This is a genomic window from Streptococcus mitis, assembly GCF_946190375.1.
GTDB lineage: Bacteria > Bacillota > Bacilli > Lactobacillales > Streptococcaceae > Streptococcus > Streptococcus mitis_CJ.
This window is the reverse complement of sequence record NZ_CAMIAF010000006.1, coordinates 1-18,341: the sequence shown is the minus strand read 5'-3', so window position 1 is coordinate 18,341 and position 18,341 is coordinate 1. Positions and strand designations below refer to the sequence as shown.

General features: G+C 32.6%; 13 protein-coding genes and 1 pseudogene. All 14 read right to left on the bottom strand.

Going from position 1 to position 18,341, the window contains the following annotated elements; all coding sequences use genetic code 11:
- Positions 1-7: 7 nt before the first annotated feature.
- Positions 8-1,225, bottom strand: a complete 1,218-nt coding sequence (gene secY2 / locus N8M09_RS03840) for an accessory Sec system protein translocase subunit SecY2 (protein ID WP_261063919.1) — start codon at positions 1,223-1,225, stop codon at positions 8-10.
- Positions 1,226-1,364: 139 nt separating this feature from the next.
- A complete protein-coding gene (locus N8M09_RS03835) occupies positions 1,365-3,116 on the bottom strand; it encodes a glycosyltransferase family 2 protein (RefSeq protein ID WP_261063917.1) in 1,752 nt (583 codons plus the stop codon).
- Positions 3,117-3,332: 216 nt separating this feature from the next.
- Entirely contained in the window at positions 3,333-4,526 is a 1,194-nt protein-coding gene (locus N8M09_RS03830) for a glycosyltransferase family 8 protein (protein WP_261063915.1), read from the bottom strand.
- Complete coding sequence (locus N8M09_RS03825; protein WP_261063913.1) at positions 4,523-5,752, bottom strand: glycosyltransferase; 1,230 nt, start codon at positions 5,750-5,752, stop codon at positions 4,523-4,525. The genes N8M09_RS03830 and N8M09_RS03825 overlap by 4 nt, the downstream gene beginning before the upstream one ends.
- 193 nt (positions 5,753-5,945) lie before the next feature.
- Entirely contained in the window at positions 5,946-8,390 is a 2,445-nt protein-coding gene (locus tag N8M09_RS03820; protein WP_261063912.1) for an SP_1767 family glycosyltransferase, read from the bottom strand.
- Between the two features lie 9 nt (positions 8,391-8,399).
- Positions 8,400-9,410, bottom strand: a complete 1,011-nt coding sequence (locus N8M09_RS03815; RefSeq protein ID WP_000766265.1) for a sugar transferase — start codon at positions 9,408-9,410, stop codon at positions 8,400-8,402.
- 28 nt (positions 9,411-9,438) lie between these two features.
- A complete protein-coding gene (locus N8M09_RS03810) occupies positions 9,439-10,314 on the bottom strand; it encodes a glycosyltransferase family 2 protein (protein WP_261063911.1) in 876 nt (291 codons plus the stop codon).
- A 40-nt stretch (positions 10,315-10,354) separates the two neighbouring features.
- A pseudogene (locus N8M09_RS11335) lies at positions 10,355-10,483 on the bottom strand (acyltransferase); the annotation flags it as partial.
- A gap of 149 nt (positions 10,484-10,632) precedes the next feature.
- Positions 10,633-11,814, bottom strand: a complete 1,182-nt coding sequence (locus N8M09_RS03805) for a glycosyltransferase (RefSeq protein WP_261063910.1) — start codon at positions 11,812-11,814, stop codon at positions 10,633-10,635.
- A 186-nt stretch (positions 11,815-12,000) separates the two neighbouring features.
- Positions 12,001-12,879, bottom strand: coding sequence for an acyltransferase (locus N8M09_RS03800; protein WP_261063907.1), 879 nt, complete (start codon positions 12,877-12,879; stop codon positions 12,001-12,003).
- Complete coding sequence (locus tag N8M09_RS03795; RefSeq protein WP_261063905.1) at positions 12,869-14,965, bottom strand: glycosyltransferase; 2,097 nt, start codon at positions 14,963-14,965, stop codon at positions 12,869-12,871. The genes N8M09_RS03800 and N8M09_RS03795 overlap by 11 nt, the downstream gene beginning before the upstream one ends.
- Positions 14,966-15,444: 479 nt before the next feature.
- Positions 15,445-16,329: a glycosyltransferase family 2 protein gene (locus N8M09_RS03790; protein WP_261064044.1), complete on the bottom strand. Its 885-nt coding sequence runs from the start codon at positions 16,327-16,329 to the stop codon at positions 15,445-15,447.
- 116 nt (positions 16,330-16,445) lie between these two features.
- The gene (locus tag N8M09_RS11220; RefSeq protein ID WP_314726046.1) at positions 16,446-17,324 is read right to left on the bottom strand and encodes a CatB-related O-acetyltransferase; all 879 of its coding nucleotides are present in this window, start codon (positions 17,322-17,324) and stop codon (positions 16,446-16,448) included.
- 504 nt (positions 17,325-17,828) lie between these two features.
- On the bottom strand, positions 17,829-18,341 hold a 513-nt coding region (locus N8M09_RS11360; RefSeq protein ID WP_474104142.1), incomplete at its 5' end, for an LPXTG cell wall anchor domain-containing protein.

The following is an 18,341-nucleotide window of genomic DNA, read 5'->3' as shown; positions in this document are numbered from 1 at the left end:
AAGTCTCCTAAATCAAGGGTTTATAGGTTTCATTTAATCTCAAAGCCTTCATTTCATCTTTGATTGTAAAAATCATACCACCAAACATCATAAATAAACCTGGAATCATGGCAATTCTCAACAACTTTTCATCAGATAAAACAAATAACATTGGAGTACCTGCCATTAACACATTAAAAATTCCTCCTATAATCGAAAAGCGCAATACTAATCGATTAATAAAACGACTTGTTTCCTCACCTGGATAAACTCCATATATATACTCTCCAGATTTCTTCATCCGATCCGATATTTGGTCACCACTCAAATTGACAAAAGCAAAAGCAATACTAAATAAAAAAATCATGGCAATGTATGAATAAATCCATAATGGTTTTCCAGCCCCGTACTGAGCCGATATTTCAGAGAAGACTGATGTCTGAGGGAAAAGGGTCTGTAATAGTAAAAAGATATAGGTAGGCAAACTTAAAAAACTCATAACATACATAAACGGCATACCACCAGCTGGATTTAACATTATTTCCAAATAAGAATAACGCTTAAATCGACTACGTAATCCAATCTTATGAACTGGTATACGATAACGCGCTCTATATATTAGTACCATCATATAAGTTAATACAATGCTGCTCAATACAATAAGTGACATAACTACCGTAGAAATTCGAACAAGCTGAAGAGTATTTAAAATATCTTGTGGAATATTTAAAACAATACTAGCTAGTAAAATAACTACCGATCCACCTACTCCAAGTTGCGCGTTTAAGTCTGATAACCATACTAGGAAGAAGGCTCCTGATATTAATAACAGGGTATTCATTGTAGTTACCATAAAAGATGAATAAAGATGTTGTATCGGTAAGTTCAATGAAAGCGCTAAAGATTGAATCAAAGCAATGACTAATGTTAAATACATCTTTCTTCTATCTTGGACTTCTACTGCCCCTGAAGAAATATTTAATTTCTTAGAAAAAGAGAACAGCTGCCATAGAATCATTGACGACATCCATGGGGATAATCCTATAGAGAACAGTGATAGGCTCCTCAGATTCCCTCCTAGAAGTGCTGTTGAGAACGCTAAATATGCCGTTGAACCACCTAAAAAGTCTCTACTGTTCAAATCAACAAAAGGAAGAGTAATTCGGCTTCCTAATATATAGATAAACAACAGAAACAAAGTTGTTAGTCCTTTTTTTACTGCCATCGATGAGTAAATTTTTTTCACGAAATACTCCTTTATTAAATCTTAGTTTCAATCTTTTCGCTTATATAAGCATACACTTAATTGCTAGTTACTTTTATATTATTATGATAAGGTTATCTTTTTAGTAATACAATCAGAACCATTCAAAACACTTTCTTTCTTACTTGTTCAAAAGATTCAAATATTCCGTATAACGTTTAAAAATATCCGTATCTTCCAAACCAGCCTCTTTTGCTTGCTGGTAGCGCATTTGCAGATTACTTAAAATATTTTTCTTTTCTTCTGTTACATTCCAATCCTTCATAGCATAAATTGCCATACGTTCTGTCAAACATTCAAATACATCTATCAATAACTTTTCATTGATATTTCCACTAATACTATCCAATCCCACTCTATAATTGTAAAGTGATTTATGAATATATGTAGAATGGTAAGATTCCGCAAATAGTCTATAATTTGTTCTTGTATCTTCAATATTCTTCCCTTTAGGAAAAGAAATACATTCAAATAATCTACGAGAAAACAGAATCCCCCAACTTGTTGTAAAAGATAAATCTTTACGTTCTAAGAAAGGTAATTGTTGAATTAATTCCTCTCCATTATAATTTCTCTCGTAATAATCATCAAAAAAATGTATCAAATAAACATTTTGTTCATTATGAAATTCTTTATAATTGGAGACAACCACTTCTGAATCATTCAGTAAGGCCGCTTTATATAAATCCTCTACATAAGTTGAATCAATCCAATCATCTGAATCTATAAAGGATATAAATTCACCTTGAGAACGTATTATCCCTACATTTCGAGCATCTGATAAGCCACCATTATTTTTTTCAAAATAACGGAAACGATTATCTCTATTGACAAATTCCTGGCAAATTTCCTTAGAACCATCCGATGAACCATCATTAATCAATACAACCTCTATATTTGAATATGTTTGTTTAGCAATACTATCCAAACACATCCATAGATAGTTTTCAACATTATAAATCGGAACAATTAAACTAATTAACGGTTGTGGATAAGTGACCCTATTTTCCAAATCTGATACTATAGTTTCATATTTTTTTATCGCATCTGAATATGGGAATTGCTCTATTCTGAGTGAAACGATATATTTAAGTTTCTCTAGATAATAAAAACTTGCGATTCCCTGATTTTCTGCGCTTTTCAATATCTGTTCATGAATTTGAATCTCCTGCAAAGCTAGCGATTCAGTAAAATTAAGAGTTATATTTGTTCCGTGCTGACGATAAATATAAGTTGCTTCTTTCACATAAATAATGCTTTGAATTTTTAAATAAAGATTGAAAAAGAAATATAAGTCCTCTCCGTAGTTAATACTTTCATCAAATTTCTGACTTTCAAGAAGTTCTCTTTTAAAGAGCTTAGAAGCGATACAGTGAAAATCATGGTTTAATTTTCCTAGTTTAGGAAATTCTTCCAAAAAAACATCCCGATTCCGTTTCCCAATTCTTAAAAATTCTTCTTCCTGACTCGAATAAACTCTCAGATAAAAATTCCCATCCAAATAGTAGGATTTGTAGCTTGAAATAGCCACATCCGTATTATTTTCTCTAAGAGCATTATATAGAACTTCTAAATAGTTAAACTCAATCCAGTCATCTGAATCAATAAAAGTAATGTACGCCCCCTCCGAAAGTTCGAGTCCTAGATTACGGGCAGAAGAAACTCCGCCATTTTTCTTTTCAATATAGCGAAAACGACTATCACGTTCTGAATATTCCTGACAGATTATTCCCGATGAATCTGTTGAACCATCGTTTACAAGTAACACTTCAAAATTAGTATAACTCTGATTGATAATACTATCTAAACACTGACGTAAATAATCCTCTTTATTATAAATAGGAACTATAATACTGATTAACTCATTATTCATATCTTCTCCATTTTCCAGTAAACTTATACATTCTAATTTATAAAAACAAAAATCGTTTGATAAATCTCCTATTCACAAATCATGTCCATCCAGCCCTCTACTTTTATAAAATAAAGATGCTTCTCCCTTTAAAAAGAATCCTAAAATTTGAAATATTAAATTATCTATTATTGTGTATTAACTCTGTAATTTAACAAAATACAGATATATCAAAACTTAATTCCCCAAGCTCTTTAGCGCTTCAACCATTTCATCAGGACTATCCACAGAAAAAATACCATCGTAAATACTATCATCTGAGGATTTCCTAGTATTATCAAACGTAAAGATTTTTATCCCTCTATCTCTGGCCTTGGACAAGACATCCAGAACTTCTGTGCCAAGATTAATATCTAAGTAGACTGTTGTATCATCTAATATCCATTCAATTCTATTGTGAATGATACTCTGATAAAGAGTTACATTTTCATAAACTGATAAATTAGTTAAAGCAGGAGCGCAATATACTGGAGCTCCGATATTAAAATGCCAATCAGGTAAAGACTTTATTAAATATTCCAAGTGCTCTACTTCTAAAACCCATGTTGCAATAAAAGCAGTCTTCTTAGATTGGTTACTACGTTCAAAATAATTAAAATTTGCTTTTCCTGATATCATTTCAGACCAATCTAAATCTCTATACACCCACCACAATTCTCGAAGACGCGATACACTATACGTGTTCCAAGGTTTATCATGACTTGCAAAATGTGTTATTACTGGCCTACAATGTTCCAAATTTTCTAGATTTCCTGATGTATTAAGGAAATCTAGTCCTATTAATTTATTAAATTCATAATCCAATTGCAACCATCGATTTTCAAAATAAATGTTTAAAATGCTTTGATCAGCCATTACCACTTGTTCTTGCTTTTCTTCTGTTAATACCAATAAATCATGCGTAATATTTTGCTCTCTCCACATATCATTATTGATTAATAACACTCCAGCATTAAAACCATTAATAGATAATTCCCATCCATAGTTATCTTGTACTGCTGCTATAGGATATCCATTTAGATCTAATTCAAACAAGGGACTTAAATCTCCACTTACAATTAAATCACAATCAAGATAAAGCGATCTACTATCATTTACAACATTAGGAATTAAAAATCTATAAAATGTTGCATAATTTATATAATTTGCAGTTTTAAAATCTTTAAAATCATTAGAATCCAAACGAATATTTTTAATGCTGGAATCAAAATAGTTTAATTTAGGAACTAATAATTTAAACCATTCTGGCGCTATATCACTATTTAAAATATAAAAATCAACTTCTGTATTATGACAAATAATTGATTTAATTGTTGTCTCTAACTGGACTAAATAAGCATTGTCTGCAGCTAACACAATTGATTTTCTCATGACTTTCCTTCCATAAAACTTTTAATCATTTCTACCATTTCATCAGGACTATCATGATGACAAATTCCAACATAAGATTCTTCAGGTATAGTCAAACAACGTGTATTATCGAAAGTCAGCATCGGCTTTTCAAATTTTTTCACTAAATCATAGACATACATTAATTTCTCATCATGATTCAAATCTAAATAAATATCTACCTCTTTTAAACGTTTCTCTATTAACAAAGGAAAATCATTAGGATAAAGAGTAACATTATTAAATTTTGATAATCTCAATAGTTCATTTGCCATAAAAGTATGGGCAGTAATATAAAAATGTACTTCTGGTAATCTTTCAACTAAGTAATCCATTTTTTCTACACACCAAGAATTTGTTAAATTCATACAAGTTAATTTTGGTTTATATATTTGTGCAGAATAAAGTTCACCCTTCTCTTTCCAGATGGATACAATATAACTCCATTCCATAAAAGAATAATGCCACCAATTTTCTCGAAGACGCCCTACAGAAAATTGATTCCACGGCTTATCTTGAGAAATATAATGTAAGATTTTAGGAAGTGGATTAATTGATTTTTCCAAAATCCAAGCATGCCCTTGTTCTGCTGCTCCTCGATCAAATCCTATTTGGTAATTAAAAGTTTCATTAATTTCAATATAGGAATCAAAGAACAACATATTTAAAATAGATTGATCCCCTTCTCCCACATTTTCATGCTCTTTTTCTGTCAAATCAATTAACTTTTGCCTAATATTTTCAGCTTGCCATTTTTTATTATTTATTAACAATACTCCTGCATTAAAACCAATTCCAGCACCAAAACAAGAACGAGTTGCAGCTAAATAATTTTCACCTAAATCCAACTCAAACAATTCTTCCAAATCATCTGTTACCAATAAATCACTGTCTAAATATAAAACTTTATCTTCTGTTACAAAATCTGGAATATAATAACGAGCAAAGGTCATATGATTGATATGAGGCAGTTTATTTGACCAATTCATTTGGAACTGTTGCCCAATAAGCTTGCAATCAATCAAGTCTCCGCCCATCTCTTGAATATACATTCGTAATTTATTGAACCATTCTTGAGGAATGTCTTTGTTTAGTACATAAATTTTTAAACTACTATTGTGTCTACAGATTGATTTCATTGCTGTTTCGATTTGTCGAATATAAGCATAATCACCTGCAAATACTACCGCACGTTTGGTATTTCCCATTTTAAATCCTTATCATTTATTTTAAATAATCTAGTATAGCCCAATATTTAAACGAGAACCACTAAATTCACCCCTATCAAGTGTATACTGTAACAAAAATAATATATGATAGTTTACTCACCTAATAGCAAATATAAGTTCCCTTTAATCTAACTCATTGTATCTATAGATAATAGATACGTGCCTGAGTATTTTAGTTGACTATACTTGCAACAATCTGACTGTTATATACTTCATCCTCAATGAATTCAATATCCTGATCAAAATTGTATTCTGCTGTATGTTTGTGCGCAAATTTAACCTTTGTTTTAGCCCCCATCTTCATCCACTCATATTCTGAATCAATATGACCGATATCCAATACCTGATAACCTTTTCGACTTAAATGATAAGCTAAAACTTTAGCTGTAGGACCTAACATACATAAAATCAAGCGACCAGCCGCATGTTTTTCAATTTCTTGTTCAATTTCATGAACTCTAGAAAAAGCACTATGAGAAGGACAAACAATCCGTTTAATAGAATTGGCCTTATCAAATAAATCATTCCCTACACCTGAACGAGAAGTCGCACCTTCAACTATCAGTAAATCACGGTTTTCCCAGATACTTTTCAATTTTTCAAATTGAGTTTTAGCTTGACTCTTGTCTTCAAAATCGATATAAGGGCGAGATACAAAAGTTGAACCATACCATGAATTACTACATAGTTCTCTGTAAAAATCCATATAATGATCCATGTGATCTTTCCAAAATGGAATTGCCCAAGATGTAAACCTGAAACGATCTGTAAAGGCGTCAGGAAGGCACACAACTATTTCTTCTCTACTTTCCTGTCCGATGATATCTCTCATAGTCGAGACCAACTCTTCATCATAATCCTGGTATGGAATCGAATGCCCTGCAAGCATATTAATTTCTCCATCCCCAAAACGAACCAAAGAAGACTTGTTCTCAATAATATAATCTAAGGTTTCATCTATCCCTTTTACTTGAATCGGATCCAGCTGTTTCCCTAGAATTTCATTATTTATTAATTTCTGTAAATCAGCCAACATTCTTTCAGGATGTTCACTTGAATACAATCTTTGACCATTATTCCCATTTTGAGATTTATAAAAAGCTAGTATCGGTTTAGATAGACGAGTCATTTCTGAAACGATATCAGCCGTTGAACTCACCAAATTGATATCTAAGTATGCATCCATATTTCCCTTCAATTCTTCTAACTTATCTCTTGAAATTGCTGGATAAAGTTGAATATTGGGATAGCGATTAGATAAATCATATAATTTTGGCCCCATACTTGTCCAAGCTGCAACTTGAAAAACAACATTGGGTAGCTGTTCAGCCAAGTAATCCAGTTGTTCAATATTCTGAGAAGCAGTAAATGTTAAGCAAGTTAAACTTGGAACTTGTCGAAAACAGGTAAGATGACCATTTTTCTTAAGATCTTTAATTGCATCAATCATAAATGAAACTTTCCCATTTTCAAAAACGATTTGTCCCAAATTTCCATGATGAGTCGATTGAAAAGTTAATAGCCTTTTATCCTGTTCCTTCAAAGATTTTAAAAAGTTCTCATCTGCACTACCATAATTGATATCCAAATATAGATTTGTTGACTTTTTCAACTTATCTAAGACTGGAGGAACAATCTGTGGATGCAATCTCACATTATCATATACAGCTAATTTTGTTAATTCATCACCCATATCTGTCCAAGCAGCGATATGAAATACCACATCTGGTAGAGCTGTGACTAGCTCTTCTATTCCTTCTAAATTTTGGGAGTTTGTCAAAGTTAAACAAGAAAATTCCTTATCTAAAGACGATGATAGTTCAAAATCTCCTAAATGATGTTGTAAGACTTTAGTCCATTCCAAATCATGAAATTCCCACCATAAATCACGGTAGCGGTTAGCTATCAAAGTAGTCCAAGGCTTTCTATAGGAAACAAAATGTATGATGCTAGGGGATACTAATTCATTAAAATAATTTTCCCATTTATTATAAAAAGCAGTTACATCATGACCTACTTGAAGGTTGTATCCTCTGTCTAGCTCTAACCATCTATTAGAGCAAACTTGATTCAGAATCGTTTGATCACCGTTAAAATTTTCAAATTTCCCTTCATCCACTTCTTTTAATGTAACTATTGATTGTTCAATTAGTCGCTCTTTTAATTTCTCTTGACGCCATTTTTTGTTATTGATCAGCATCACTCCTGCATTAAATGTGACACCATCCGTATCCCAAGCAGCTGCTAATAAATATTCATAAAAGTCAATCTCAAATAATGGTTCCAAAGATTGATTTACAATTAAATCACTGTCCAAATATAAAACTTTATCCTCAGAAATATAATCTGGTATAAAGTATCTGGCATAAGTCATTGGACTTATATACTCCCGAGTTTCCCAACCTTGAAATACAGCTTGCTCTGGCAACTTTACATCAATAATATCACTACCTAACATACGAGCAATTTTTCGTGGTTTTCGAAACCAATCTGGCATAATATCTTGATTTAAAATATAAATCTTAACGTCTCTATTGTGGTATAGAATAGATTTTATGGTTGTTTCTAACTGCGTGGTGTAATTGCGATCACCAGCTAATACAATTGTTTTATTCATCTCATTCCCTTAATCAATTCCCAAGTGATAGATTGCATCTACCAATAACTTTTTAGTGAAATAACCCTCTTTTAGCAAATAACTAAAGGTCTTTATACGATTCGTCATTTCTTGATATTCTTGTAGATTCATTTTCTCAACTATCTCATGAACCTCTTCTAAGCTATCTGCCACAAAGCCCAAGCCCTGATCTACTATAAATTTAGAAGTTGATAGGCTACTTGGTACAATGACTGGTATCCCAGCTGTCAGATAGGTACTAACCTTATGAGATATATTCAGGGTGTAATATTGGTTGCTTTCTCCATCATTTTGATGCGTTCCCCAGACAAGACCAAATCCACCTTTCGATAATTCTAGCAATAGTTCCTCGTCTTTTTTCCATCCTTCAATACTAAGATTTCTAGCACTAGAACCGATCTCCCCTTTATTTGAAAATACTCTTAAAGGCGTATCTTGAGACCAATTTTGTAAGTCTGGAAAACGCTCTAAACTTCCAGCAAAAAAGAGTTCTTTTTTAAACTCTGGGGTATATAAGGATAAATCATGAGGATGATCCCACATACCTTGAACGAGGATTTTCTTAGTTGTCAAGCCTTCTTCCATCAAGCGTTCTTTCATCCTCTCTGATGGGACGATTAAAACATCTGATAGATTATACATATACATATATTCCTTCATAAGATAATAGTTACTATCAAACATGAGAGGAACAACATCATGGATAAAGCAAATAATTTTCACCTGCATATCCTTCAACTTATCAAACAAGACTCGATCAAACTCAAAGCCATTCCAAGTAGGAGACTGAAAGACTAAGATATCACCAATAGAGATACTGGCCATAATCCCATCCAGACGCTTATTCATTTCAGAGGGACTATCTGACGCAATATTGTAAAAATAAATACCAACCTCTCTAAACCCCAGTTGACTTGCTATTTTTTGCACGGCATTTTGGGCAAGAATGACAGTACTATCACCTGCCATACCGTATAGATTTGTTAAATGTAGTTTCATATTGTATTATCTCATTTTTTATTAATATTTACGGAAGCAAAGATAATTTTTCCATCATTCTTCTATAAATCTCTGTACACTGCATATTTTGTTCTTCTAACTTTGCTATCACTCTTTGTAATCGATTTTTATAAACCAAAATATGATTGGTCAAATCATAACCTAAACTTGCCAAAATAGCAATTTTCTCTTCTCTAGCTTCGATTTCATCATATATACGCTTTTCGCTCCATGTATTCGATAAAGTACCAGTCAAACCAACACGGTACCAGTATACACACCGATTCAAATAGACTACCTTCGACGCTCTTAGAAGTGTCTTCCATGTCCAATAAGTATCCTCTGCAATTTTACCTATAGGAAATGGTGAGTCTTGTAACAACTCTCTTTTGAATAACTTCAAGACAGCTACAGTCCAGTTCCCATTTCTGACTTCTTCGACACCTTCCCTATCCATGATTGCTTTTCCTTCAATAACCTCCAGAGAATCATCTGGTTCCGTAACATAAGTCATATATACATAGCGTGTTTCATCATAAGAATTATAACGCCCGATACTAATATCTGCATTTTCTTTTTTCAAAGCACCATATAGTCGGTCTAAAGCATCATGTTCCAACCAATCATCTGAATCTACAAAAGTAACGTATACCCCTGTTGAATGTTCAATTCCAAAATTTCTTGCTGAAGATAATCCACCATTTTCTTTTTCAAAGTAACGGAAACGAGCATCTTTAGCAACATATTCTCTACAGATATCTGCTGAATTATCTGGAGAACCATCATTGATTAATAAACACTCAAAATTCTGATAAGTCTGATTCTGAATACTATCTAAACACATTCGCAAGTAATTCTCAACGTTATAGATTGGAACTACAATACTAATTAATTCATTCTCCATATAATTATTACCTTAAACATTTATTTTTCACCCTTACAAGTTACTTCCCATCACTATGAACCATACTATTCGTCAAAACATTATTGCAAATAAGACATCCTGCTTCAATAATCACTCCTTTTCAAATTGTGATATCACTTCCTATCCAGCAATCTCTTCCAACTCTAATCTATACCATAGTTCACTGTCACTACTTATTTTTCTTAATACCTAAATCACTTTATAAAATTCATGCAAATATTTATTCTACTTAACAAAGCATTACAAGGAAGATATAGTCTGCACTTTATAGCTTTCCATGGTAATAAAAATTACGTTTTATTTGATATCTTTTAAAAAATCCACCATGTCTTGAGGTTTATCATGTAAAAACATTTGATCCACATGATACGGATTAGCTACATTATCAAATGTTAGAATTGTTTTCTTAGCCTCTTGCACCCATTCTAAAACATCAGGAAATTTAAATTCATGATTTATATCTAAATAAACATCACAATCTTCAATCATTTTCTTGCACATCCACCTCATGACAGTTGGATGTAACTTAATATTCTCATAACTAGCTAAACTTCTAAGAATTTCTCCCATTTCTGTAAAAGTTAAAACATGAATTTCATAATCAGGTAAATTTTTAGATAAATAATCAATTTGTTCCAATTGCTGACTACCTGTAATAACCAATGCTTGATGTTTATATTGTTTTACAACTAATTCTTCCTGACTATTAATTTGAGCCCATTCTAATTGACTATATTGCCACCAAACTTCTCGTAAACGACCAACTGAATAAGTTTTCCAAGGCTTATCAGCCGATAGATAATGTATAATGGCAGGGAGGGGAGACAATGGTAAATCAAAAATAAAATATTGTCCTCTGTTATCAGCTACCTGATCATACCCAATCTGAAAATTATAAATATCATCTAATAATACATAATTTTTGCCGATTACGATATTCAAAACAGTTTGATCTGCCTCAGGTAAATGTTCATGCTCACTTTCAGTAATATCAATCAGTTTCTGCTGAATTGAATTTTCCTTCCAATAAGCATTATTAATCAATAGAACTCCCGCATTAAATCTATCTTCTAGACCATAGATTACTTTAGCCGCAGCTAAAGGTTTATCAGTTAAATCTATAGAAAACAACTCGGTCAAATCACGAGTAACTACCAAGTCACAATCTAGGTATAAAACAATATCTTCTGAAACAAAACTTGGAATAAAATAACGAGCATAAGTCATAAAATTAATATGCTGTCCTACTGGAGGTAGCCTCCAACTTTGCATATTACCTTGAAACATCTTGATATCTACTATATCACTATTGCGATATGACATTTTTTCCCTAGTAGAAATAAACCATTCTTGTGGAATATCCTGATTAAAAATATAAACTTTGATATCACTATTATGATAACAAATAGATTTCAAGGTTGTTTCAATCTGACGAATATAACCATAATCTCCTGCAAGTACAATTGCTTTTTTATTCATCTATCACTCCTATATTTTTTTGTTCCAATTGATATCATTTTTGAAAATGAATATCATAAAATTAATAAGATAAATAATTCCTAATTTGATCTCAATTTTTCCATTGCGGTTATTAATCTTATTTAATTAAACTTGCATACAACATAAGTAACAATCGAAGATCCAATTAAACTAATATCCAGACACTTATTCAAAAATAAGAGAACCTTCTAAAAATTTTTTTATTTCTGACACCATTCCATTTGCATCTTCTTGTCGAAAAACTTTACTAAATCCACTTGAATCATGATTGGTATTTTCAAAAGCATAAACAGGCTTATTCTGTTCTATTGCTCTATTAACAATACCATCCACCTCTCCCCAATGGTTAATATCTAAATAAATATCTGATTTCTTCAACAAGTCCTCAATAATATCATCATGATGAACATTTGTGTATATATTCACGTTCTCATAACGATTGAAACTTTCAAGATAATCCGAAATATTTGTTTTAGCTGCTATATGGAAAGCTACCTCTGGAAGATTCTGAACAAGATAGTCTAGATTTTCTAAAGTATCTGAAGCTGTTAAAGTAAAAACATGAAATTGGTGTTGGTTCCTAGGAATGATTTTTAAATCCTCCTGAGAAGTAACGATAGAATTAGCTGGTATATCTTTATAAATTAGGGCATTTGCTCCAATAATGACATTATCTCCAATCGTCACCCCTTTTAAAATGACAACATTGGTTCCAATCCAACAATTTTTTCCTATCGTTATTTTGTCAGCAGTAAATTGAATTTTTTCGATATGGTAATTTGAGTATTTATGATTATGGTCAAAAATCCTTACCCCATCTCCAAACATGGTATCCTTACCAATTTCAATTTCTTTACCACAACGAATCGTACAATGGTCATTAAAGAAAACTCTATTTCCTAGTGTTAATTTAGCATTATTAGCTACTTCTAAACTTACAAATGAACGAAATGTAACATCTGTTCCTAATTCAATAGTGCTGGTGGGGGAAATCTCTATATGATGAAAATCTCCTAATAACTTTACAGAATCTTTAAAATCCATGTTTTTCTTCCACTTCTCTTAATTTATCAATCATTTCTTGAACTTGTTCTACTTTGTAGGTTATCTGTCCAACTTCACGATATTTTGTATTTTCAAAAGCTAAAATCAACTTTCCTCTTTCTGAAAATTGATCCAACATTTCCTCTGTTTTTTCACCATGATTAATATCTAAAAGTACCTGACTAGTCTCAATTAATTCTTGATCTAATTCTACTAAATAATTAATTCCAGCATAAACAGTTACATTTGGATAGACCAACAATTGCTTCAATCGATCACTGACCATCACTCTAGCCGCAATCTTAAATTGAATATTAGGCAAGGATTGAATCAATGTATCAATTTGTTCAATATGATCTGAAGACGTATAAATTAAACAAGTAAGCGGTTCTCTGATAGGATAGATATGTAATTTTTGTAGTGGGTGTAAATGATGATTTTTTCCTAACTCTGTCCATTCAAGACCATGATAATACCACCAAACATCACGATAGGTCTGCGCAGCTAAATCAAACCACGGTTTTCTATGCGAGAGATAGTGGATAATACCAGGATAATCTTGACCTGCTGGTAACTCATAGTCTGTGAATTGCTTATGAATCACAACATGGTTATTGTCAAATTCCATCTCTATCCATCTATTTTCAAAGAGCATATTTAAAATACTCTGATCCGCTTGATCTACCTTATCGTGCCACTCATTTGTCAAATCTATCAAGCGTTGGGACATGTTTTCTTGTTTCCACAAACGATTGTTGATTAGTAAAACACCCGCATTGAACATTTCCCTGCCATAGTATACTCTTCCTCCATAATCTCGAACAGCTGCTAATGGATAGTCTTGCAAATCTGTTTCAAACAAGTTATCCAAATTTTTAGTTACAACCAAATCACAGTCTAAATAAAGAGCCTTATCTTCTTGGACGAAATCAGATACAAAATAACGCAAAAACACTGTGTAACTAATATCTGTTTTATAACGCGAAATTTGCTCAGAAGTTACCCGACAATTGATAATCTCTGAGTCATATACTTCTAATCGCTTGTTTAATTGTTTAAACCATTCATTAGGAAAATCACTATTAATCAGATAAAACCGAATAGAACGATTATGATAGCAAATGGACTTAATTGTCGTCACAACCTGCTCTGCATATGCATGGTTTGCTGCCAAGACAATGGCTTTCTTTTCATTTTTCTCCTGTATCGATAACTGATTTAAAAGTCTTTTTTTCATTTCAAACTCTTTATATGTTGCTGTGTCAGATAAGCCACTAGATCGACCGTCCGCGAGACTGACTTCCAACATCTGACGATAAACTGCCAAGTGCTTTTCTAAAGGATAGCCTAAACTAGCTAGTAAAGTAATACGTTCAGACATAGCATCAACTAAGGCGTGCATCCACTCCTCTGTCCAAATTTTAGAACTACTTCCTTCTCTTTGACGATAGGCATATAGCCCTTTATTCAGATAAACCGTCCTTTCAGCAAGTAAGTAAATTTTTTGATTGAGATAACAATCCTCCCTTAATCTATCTTTATCAAAACATAAATATTTGAACAAACTCGCTCTATAAAGTTTACCCCAGACTGATATGAAGGCAATATTCTTCATTTCTTTTGATTCATATAAGTTTTCAAAAATGGAAACATTGTCATATACTTTTTCATAATAGGAATCTCCAAATATATGGAAGTAGTACATTCCCTCAGATTGATTAAAAGAATAATAATTTCCAACCGCAATATCAGCCTGATATTCCGTTATTTTTTGATATAGGGTTTCTACATAATCTAATTCAACCCAATCATCTGAATCAACAAAGGTCACATAAGATCCTGTCATTCGATCCAATCCCATATTGCGTGCTTCAGATTGACCACCATTTTCTTTTTCGATGTAAATAATCCGATTATCTTTTTGTGCATACTCTTGACAAATTATCCCCGAATTATCTGTAGAGCCATCATTGATAACGATAATTTCAAGATTTTTATAAGTTTGGTTAATTAAACTATCCAAACATTTATCTAGATAATGTTCAACATTATAGACTGGCACAATTACCGTAATTTTTTCATTCATGAGCTCGTTCTCCTTTCCTACTATTATAACATTTTTTTTGCTATTTTTTAAGCTATTAAGGAATTTCCAAATTAAAAAAATATATTTATTTCATTGATAGAATCGTTCATACCGCACTAAATTATAATTACTTCCTGAATTGAATAATTATGCACAAATACAAGCTAAATAATTTAAAATATTTAGCGTTATAATCTTACTGCAGTTACACAATAACATTTTCGAATGATCAATCCTAAAGATAAATTTTTAATTCATCTCAGACATACAAAAAATGACTCGTCTATCTGCATATCAATTATCTTTTAGGAATCAATTGATGTAACTAGCCTTATTATTTTAGAATAGCTATCTAATAAACGTAAAAAGCGACCCACATCAAAAATTAGAGAACATTCTAATTTTTGAGTACAGGTCACTTTTTCTATCTAAAAACATCCACCCAAAATAGAGAAAACAAATTTGTAAAATGTGTTTGACTATCCTTCAAAATATTTAGCTGCAATTGCTTTTTTGACCAAAATTTGTTGATAAGATTCCACGTCTCCATGTTTAAGAGTTTCTTCTTCATGAATAGATAATCGCCAGTTATAAGCTTGAATTTCTCTATCTAATAACTCCTGAGGAGCTCCAATTAATTGGAGAATAGTCATACGTTCTTCAATACTCTTTAAGGGATATACATCTGCAAGATTGACTGTCCTTGTAACACTTGTAGAACGTTTTCTATGGATATAAATAGCCTTATTCATAAAAGCAATTTTATCTGTCTGAAGATAAACTTTATAAGTTGTGTAATCATCCTCTACACTTTTATCTGTTGGATATACAATATCTTTAAACAACTCCGTCTTGTATAACTTCGCCCACGGAACTGTAAAGCATTGACTGAGATTATACTTACTGTCATATTGATGATAAAACCATTCAAATGGCGTATAAGTCTTCTCGAAATAATCACCTGCTCCTACATGAATCAAAAAACTAGCTTGATCATCCAAAAATTGAGTAAAGTTTCCGATTGCAATATCTGCATCTGTTTTTTTCAATAAATCATAAAGATTTTGGATATGATCCAACTCCAACCAGTCATCATTATCTACAAAAACGATATAATCCCCAGTTACAACTTCCAAGGCACGATTGCGGCTAGAAGAAACTCCACCATTTCTTTTATGATAGACTTTAACACGTGCATCTTGATTTTGATAACGTTGACAGATTGCTGCTGAACCATCTGTTGAGCCATCATTAATCAAAATAATTTCAAGATTTTGATAGGTTTGTTGAACGATACTATCCAAGCATTTTTCAAGATATAGTTCTGACATATAAACAGGAACAATAACACTTATTTTTTCCATCATTTTAATCATATACTCCTTTTCTGATGCATTATATAAAAAACAAAGTCGATTTCAATACAGTACGCATTTTTTAAGATATGCCCTAAATCAATTCTAATATTTCTGATAACAGATTAATCACATTTAACTTCCCCTGCATTTGGTAAGTATTCTTTTATAAATCCTGATATATCCTTACTCATGATTTTATCCAATCGTTCAGAAATAATGTCTTCTGGCCAATTCCACCACGCAATTTCTATCATCTGTTCACGGAAAGTAGGCTCTGCGATACGATAACGAATCACTTTGGCTGGATTGCCTCCTACAACAGCATATAGTTCTACATCCTTGGTCACCAGAGCCCCTGCTGCTATGACTGCACCATCTCCAATAGTTACCCCAGCCATGATTTGAGCATTGTTTCCAATCCAAACATCATTACCAACTCGAGTTGGACTTTTCAAAATATGATCATCAGTCATCTGTAATGACTCATCCGTGTAAAATACCTCTAAACTCTTGAATGGATAAGTTGTAATCAACTCTAAATCATGATTTGCAGTGATAAATTGAACATTATGACCAATAGAACAATAATCACCAATTATAACTTGACCTCCGTGGTCATAGTCAATTAATTGTGGAATGCCATATGTATGTTTCCCTACTATTAAGGCTCCGTAATCAATCAAATAGCGACAAGTATATTTTGTCAAGTAATCAAATAAATCTGGACGAGAATCATATATTCGTATTTCTAAGGGAATCGTTTCCTGATGTAAACCTTCCCAGTAGGAATGGCCTACTTCTTCATAGCAACACTCAAAAACTGCTGTTAGTTGCTCTGATTTAGAATATAATTTAAGTTTTTGATCTTCTAATTTCCAAAATCGCTCATTATCATGACCTGCTCCACCAATATCTCTAATCTGACCATCAGGTAAGAATTGAAAATAACGTTGGTGTTGCTTATTTTTATGTGAAAATAAACAGAATTTTCCAGATAGCAATTAAAACTTCCCCCTCCAACTAAATTGACTATATCTATCGGTTCACCTACAATCTGAATAAGTAGTCATCTAACGAAAACTTTATACAAATTTAGTATTATTTACCCTTCATATAGATAGACTATATAGCGCTCTCTTGTTATATACATCTTACCACAAATGCTCTTATAATAAAAGTAACTTACATAGAAATATCAAGGCTATCCCAGAATTGAAAATTAATAAATTTACATACAATTAACGAATTGGAAGGATAATCATATACGATTCAAAGTCATGCCGATGGAGTTTTATTTCTTCAAGGATATTAATCAACAAGTAAAATGAGGTCTTAAAGTCTTGTTTACCATAGGTTACAATCATACAGGAAAAATGCGAATACAACTATCGATCATTAGTGGACATTTACGACGAAATAATGCAAAAAATCCCCTGAATGATTTTTCATTCAAGGGATTCTTCATAAATCGAAATAATAATACTTCCTATGTATTTTTAATCCGATTATTCTTCGTCATCACGTTTACGGCGTTTCGCAAACAGACCTAAACCAGTCACGGCTGCCAAAGCTCCAAGGAGTACAGATGATTTGGAAGCTTCTGTACCTGTATTTGGCAATTGCTGTCTTGACTTACCTGCTGATTCTGATGGTGTTTCAGAAGATAATGTGTTTGCTGATGCCGATACGCTGACTGAAGCTGACGCACTTGTTGACGCTGATTCTGACGCTGATGTGCTTGCTGATTCTGATGCACTTGTTGATGCTGACTCAGATGCTGATGTGCTTGCTGAGGCTGATGCACTGGTTGACGCTGATTCAGAAGCCGATGTGCTTGCTGAAGCTGATGCACTGGTTGACGCTGACTCAGATGCACTTGTGCTTGCTGATTCTGAAGCACTTGTTGACGCTGACTCAGAGGCGCTTGTGCTTGCTGATTGGCTCGCACTTGTTGACGCTGACTCAGATGCTGATGTGCTTGCTGAAGCTGATGCACTTGTTGATGCTGACTCAGATGC